General features: G+C 39.4%; 7 protein-coding genes. 1 reads left to right on the top strand and 6 read right to left on the bottom strand.

The features are described 5' to 3' along the window. Window positions 1-143: 143 nt before the first annotated feature. Window positions 144-374 (top strand): hypothetical protein, encoded by a 231-nt coding sequence (locus tag ACED59_RS23995; protein WP_004735670.1) that lies wholly within the window; start codon window positions 144-146, stop codon window positions 372-374. Window positions 375-538: 164 nt separating this feature from the next. Here the strand turns inward: ACED59_RS23995 and ACED59_RS23990 are convergent, their stop codons facing one another. From ACED59_RS23990 to ACED59_RS23965, 6 genes are all read right to left on the bottom strand, one after another. Beyond that, entirely contained in the window at window positions 539-1,135 is a 597-nt protein-coding gene (locus ACED59_RS23990; protein ID WP_016792302.1) for a tyrosine-type recombinase/integrase, read from the bottom strand. A 181-nt stretch (window positions 1,136-1,316) separates the two neighbouring features. Next, window positions 1,317-2,444, bottom strand: a complete 1,128-nt coding sequence (locus tag ACED59_RS23985) for an HD domain-containing phosphohydrolase (RefSeq protein ID WP_017097736.1) — start codon at window positions 2,442-2,444, stop codon at window positions 1,317-1,319. A gap of 393 nt (window positions 2,445-2,837) precedes the next feature. After that, window positions 2,838-3,341, bottom strand: coding sequence for a peptide deformylase (gene def / locus ACED59_RS23980; RefSeq protein WP_016785410.1), 504 nt, complete (start codon window positions 3,339-3,341; stop codon window positions 2,838-2,840). Between the two features lie 305 nt (window positions 3,342-3,646). Further along, a complete protein-coding gene (locus tag ACED59_RS23975) occupies window positions 3,647-4,018 on the bottom strand; it encodes a DUF4440 domain-containing protein (protein ID WP_017097735.1) in 372 nt (123 codons plus the stop codon). A gap of 45 nt (window positions 4,019-4,063) precedes the next feature. Next, window positions 4,064-4,429 carry a VOC family protein gene (locus ACED59_RS23970; protein WP_017097734.1) on the bottom strand — a complete coding sequence of 122 codons (366 nt, stop codon included), beginning with the start codon at window positions 4,427-4,429 and terminating at the stop codon, window positions 4,064-4,066. Between the two features lie 27 nt (window positions 4,430-4,456). Further along, on the bottom strand, window positions 4,457-4,921 hold the full coding sequence (locus ACED59_RS23965; RefSeq protein ID WP_017097733.1) for a cupin domain-containing protein: 465 nt from the start codon (window positions 4,919-4,921) through the stop codon (window positions 4,457-4,459). Window positions 4,922-5,207 lie beyond the last annotated feature (286 nt).

Below are 5,207 nucleotides of genomic sequence, written 5' to 3'. Positions count from 1 at the left end.
AAAAAGTCGCCGTTAGTTTTTGTGACAACATCGAAATAAGACCACTATTAGAGAGTGGGATCTCTTATCGAATCATTACCTTAGGAAAAAATGAGAAAGTAGAAAGCCTTAACGTCATTTCTCTAGCTAAGTGCTCTAATTGAATGCTTAGCAGTCGAATGGATAAAAGCCAATACGAGTTGTTCAATGTACTCAATGACACTATTTTATTGAGGTTTGACCGCCTTACGCCTTGGGAAAAAAACTTTATCACAGAGTTACACCATAAGGTCGTAACTAGACAACTCATTTCAATTAAACAAAAACAGCTTGCTTTAAAAATTTCAATGAAAGCCTATAAATCAAAGAAGAAAAACGCGCGTTCCAACGTTTAATTTAAGCTCGTGTATACCTAATCTGTTCAAGGTCCTCTAAACCTTGGACAGATTAGTAGTATTTGCACTTAACGTATTGAAAATAATCAAGTGTAGCGGTGAATGGGTAACAACTTTCAGCGTAATAGCAATTGAAACACCTAAGTATTTAGGTTCCTTTTCGATTAACACTCAGTACCTTCTGAAAGCAACAATGCATCTTCTAATTCAACCCCAAGATAGCGGATTGTATTATCTACCTTGGTATGACCAAGTAGTAGCTGCACCGCTCGGATATTTTTCGTTTTTGCGTAGACTAACGTCGCTTTTGTTCGCCTCATCGAGTGAGTGCCATACAAGTTAGGATCCAACCCCAGATTAGAAGCCCATCTCCTCACTAAGTATCGATAGTACGAATAGCTAATCGGTTGTTGCTTTCGCCTTTGGCTTGGGAAAATAAAATTGCTGTCATGTAGCGAAGCCATCAAAATCCATTTCATTAGACTCTGTTGAGTTCTTGTCGTTATCTCAAATTGAACTTCAATATCTGTTTTGCGCTGGATATGCTTAACGCGGTTAAATATCCTATCTTGCGAAGATACATCGCAAACTCTGAGAACGAGCAAATCACTTGCTCTAAGTTTGCTATCAATAGCTAAGTTGAGCAACGCAAGCTGCATCAAATTATTTTCAATTTCTAATCTGGTTCTGATCCGCCAAATTTCCTCAAGCCGAAAAGGCTTTTTGACGCCACTTCGTTTCGTTTTGTTGAAAACTACCATGATGACCTCCTTTTTAATTTGGTCATCACGATTGTAGTTGGAAGGAAATGGACAAAAATAATTTAGGGTAATTACTTAAATTGAGTATGTTCGAATTACCTTTTTTATGGCAAACCATACAATTAGAAACAAGCTAACTTGGAGCTTGGCTAAAGATTACTACTACATTTGTGCCACATTTTTATTGTAAATTAACAGGTGTATACAACCCACCTAAAGTCTCATCTTGTTTGTAGCAAGTAAGGAAAGCGTCTACTACACAGGGGTCGTATAGTTTATTTCGGCCTTGTTCTAAGGTATTGATAGCTTTCTTCGCTCCGACAGCCTTCCTATATGGTCTATCATTTGCCATAGCATCGAAGGTATCTGCAACAGCTATAATCCGAGCCTCAAGTAAAATTTCATTCCCTTTGATTCCGTTTGGGTAGCCCGAGCCATCCAACCTTTCATGGTGCTGTTCGATCATTTCGACGATTGGCCAAGGAAAAATTACTTCATGAAAAATCTTTGCTCCTACTTCTGAATGACTTTGGAGTAACTTGTACTCTGCTGGCATTAGCTTCCCAGGCTTACTTAAGATTTGAGATGGGATAGTAATTTTCCCGATGTCGTGAACCAAAGCTCCAATGACTAGTCCCTCTTTCACAGAGTCTTCTAGTGAAAGTTTCTCAGCTATAAGGTCGCATATATGAGCGACATTGCGTTGGTGAGAGGAAGTGTATTCATCACGAATTTCAAGCGCACGAGATATTGCGCCTAGCATATTAGTCATAATCGCGATGGAGGTAGAAGAATCAAATTCTAGCTTATTGTTAGCTAATCCAGATTCGATCTTACTTACCTTTGTTTGTACCTGAGGCCAGATGTCCTTGATCATACTGTAAAAATAACTTACGAAGTCATGACTGTATGGTGCGTTGTTGTTGCCTATACCGATGACTGCAACTACGTCATTATTTTGTATTACGGGAAGACTGAAGTGATGAGTTAGTTTTATGTGGTCTTTCGGTAAAGAGTCATCTATGGAATAGTTTGCATCATAGTGGTTGTGTATTACGGGCTTTTTAGTTCTTATACTATCTGCCCATATTCCTGCAGATGATAGTGGATAGTGGGTTACGTAGCTGCAATGGCAATGTTCCAAAACAGAGGTTGACCAAACATTTAATGCGATTTCTTCGTTAGTATGAGAATAGAAGTGGAAATATCCGATATCGCTCTTGGCTTCTTGTACAAAAAAATCAATGAGATCTCGATAGAAGTCATGACTCGTTAAATATTTCTTTCTTGTAAGAAAATCTATACTCATAGAGCTTTCAGTCCGTTAAAATCGATATTGACTTTAAGTCTAGTTCTTTTTCGCGTATTTCATCTGACATTAGCAGAATTTAGGCTGGCTAAGAAAGTACATGTTCTGGCTGAAACTAATATTGGGGCAGCTCTGAGTTAGTCACGATGGCTAACTCGCGTGATCACCAAGCGATTCTGTCATACCGTAATTATCAACCAATAAATGTCTAATGGCCTAGCCAATAGTGGTTGGCTGCGGATAGACCACAATAAGAGACCTTCTATATGTGTTTGTCGTAAGCAATGTTTAATGACCGAAATGACAAAGCGAAGCAGATAACTTTGTTGTTCGAAAAGCATTGGCTACTCACGCAGCCAACAGGATGTAATAACCTATATTGATAGACGGAAGTTAAGAGTGCGCTTTAACGTACTTTTTAACCTTTTTCATAGCCATTTGACGCTTAAGTGGTGAAAGATAGTCAATAAACAAGTTACCCGACAAATGATCTATTTCGTGCTGCATTACGATAGCTAGAAACTCATCACTTTCGATGGTCATTGGTTTACCTTCGCGATCTAAAGCAGACACAACAACTGAAGTAAAACGCTCTACGTCGGCATAATAGTCAGGAACTGATAAACAACCTTCTTGGCCCAATGTTTTATCCGAGCCGCTAACCACTTCAGGATTAACCAAAACTAATGGTTCATCTCGACTTTCGGAAAGGTCAATAATAACAACGGCCTCTTTACGACCAACTTGAGTTGAAGCCAAACCAATACCATTGTCAGTCGCATATAACGTTTCCAACATGTCGTCTATTAATGTTTGTACCGTGGAGAGATCTTGCACCTTTTCCGCTTTGACCTTAAGCCTTGGATCTGGTGCAGTCAGAATTTCTAAAACTGCCATATTTTCCTTCTATTCTTGGAAGCTCATAACGCTTTCTATACGTCGACTGTCCGTATTTTATGGGCCAATAATGCCTTCTTTCTTTTTAACCTTCAACAATACCAACAGATATGACGGGGTAAATAGCCTTTGCATATAACTTGGACAACACATTGCTTCAGATAACCTTTCGTAGGGGAAAGCTCATGAACAGGTTGTAAATGAGTAAAAGGTCTAGATTACAATGGGGCAGAGGCGTGTTACAAACTTTAAGCTCCCCCGTAATGACAAACTTCAGTAGATAATTAGATTACGGATAATCACTACTAACTGAGTTTGAAAGGTTTACATTGCGTACCTTGATGATACCTGAGCTTCCAACAAGTGCCCGTAAATGTCCAAATTGAACAGCGTTTGGCATAGTCACTAACTTCTCCAGATTCACTTACAAGAGCAGACTCATACTTTAAAAGCTGTATAGAAGGCTCAAGTTGAATACATTCATACTTTTGAGAATGAACGCGGATATCTGAAGGCTCTTCCAAATCCATCATTTGAATAATGGATGTAAAATCGTAGCTATCTCCTGACTTACCAACTTCAGTAAAACTAGGGTGTATTAAACGATCAAGGTCAGCTTTGTTCTGACGAGTTTGGTATTGATGGAGTTCTATTTCTTGTTCGATCAAAATGTCCATTTTACCTCCTAAACTGATATGGCATATAAGGCCTTTATAATCCATTTAAACCACTTGCAACGTCGTCGCCCCACGCAAGCCAATTAGGTTGCCAAATGGATCTTCGATTTGACACATAAAAAGCCCATTTTCAATTGCCATTGGGCCTCTATACAGTTTTGCACCAAGTTCTTCAAAATGATCCAGTGCTTTATCCAAGTTGTTTACCGACCAATATAAAACTGTCCCGCATTTACCCGAGCCTACTTTTTCGTCTGCTTGCACTATCTCAAGAGAAAAACCGTTTAAATTGAGCACGGTAAAGTCGAAACTAGGATGATAAACAGATTCTGCTGTAGGAAAGGCTTTTTGATACCACTCGATGCCCAATGCGACATTTTGAACATGAATAAGAATCGCTGTTGGAATCATAGTCTTCCTCCTACTACTTACCAATCACTAGTATGGTGTGCCGTTCTTTCTAGAGGGAGTCCATTCACCAGAACTTTCAACAACCCATTTGAAATCATCATCTGGATAATGGGCTTCGTCTTTTGCAACTCGGCTCCCTATAACTATAAATTTAGCTTGTTCGCTACTACGGTTTATTAAATGATGACCATTTTCGACCCTAGCAGGGAAGCCAATACACATTCCTGCAAACAATGTCTGCTCACCGTCATCACTGACTAAACATAGCTCACCACCGAGTACATAAAGAAACTCATCTGACCTTGTGTGCCAATGGCGAAGAGCCGACTGCGCATTCGGTTCTAATACTTCCAGATTCACACCGAACTGAGTGAGCCCAAAAGAATCACCTAAACTTCTGCATTCAGATTGACCAAGGCGAGATTTAAATGGCTCTGGAAATGGGTTAAACGTATCACCTTTTATGCTTAACGCTTGTTTCGCTTTCGTCATTAATTGCCCCTATGCATAACGCTTTTCAGTCGGGATATAGTCATTTGCTTCTGTCCATCTTGCTCAACCTTTTTAAGCAACTCAAGCCATATATGGTGGTTATGTGACTTTTGTACGCACACGAGTGATGGGTTACGAAAAAAACACCTGCACTCTAGGGTTGTTAGTTAGCATATGTATTACAAAATCAACTCACCATTAATTAGTCAATCATCGGTCGTGACACACTTTGGGGCAGAAATGAGCTAGAGCTACTACTCTAATGATTCATTAGAACGAATAGCAG

The organism is Vibrio sp. FF266 (assembly GCF_041439695.1).
In the GTDB taxonomy this organism is placed as follows: Bacteria; Pseudomonadota; Gammaproteobacteria; order Enterobacterales; family Vibrionaceae; genus Vibrio; species Vibrio tasmaniensis_A.
The sequence above is the reverse complement of the archived record's forward strand: the minus strand, read 5'-3'. Positions and strand labels throughout refer to the sequence as shown.

Bases quoted from the DNA above. Each gene is read 5' to 3' on its own strand.
- ACED59_RS23995 (WP_004735670.1), top strand. From the start codon at position 144: ATGCTTAGCAGTCGAATGGATAAAAGCCAATACGAGTTGTTCAATGTA.
- ACED59_RS23990 (WP_016792302.1), bottom strand. From the start codon at position 1,135: ATGGTAGTTTTCAACAAAACGAAACGAAGTGGCGTCAAAAAGCCTTTT.
- ACED59_RS23985 (WP_017097736.1), bottom strand. From the start codon at position 2,444: ATGAGTATAGATTTTCTTACAAGAAAGAAATATTTAACGAGTCATGAC.
- def (WP_016785410.1), bottom strand. From the start codon at position 3,341: ATGGCAGTTTTAGAAATTCTGACTGCACCAGATCCAAGGCTTAAGGTC.
- ACED59_RS23975 (WP_017097735.1), bottom strand. From the start codon at position 4,018: ATGGACATTTTGATCGAACAAGAAATAGAACTCCATCAATACCAAACT.
- ACED59_RS23970 (WP_017097734.1), bottom strand. From the start codon at position 4,429: ATGATTCCAACAGCGATTCTTATTCATGTTCAAAATGTCGCATTGGGC.
- ACED59_RS23965 (WP_017097733.1), bottom strand. From the start codon at position 4,921: ATGACGAAAGCGAAACAAGCGTTAAGCATAAAAGGTGATACGTTTAAC.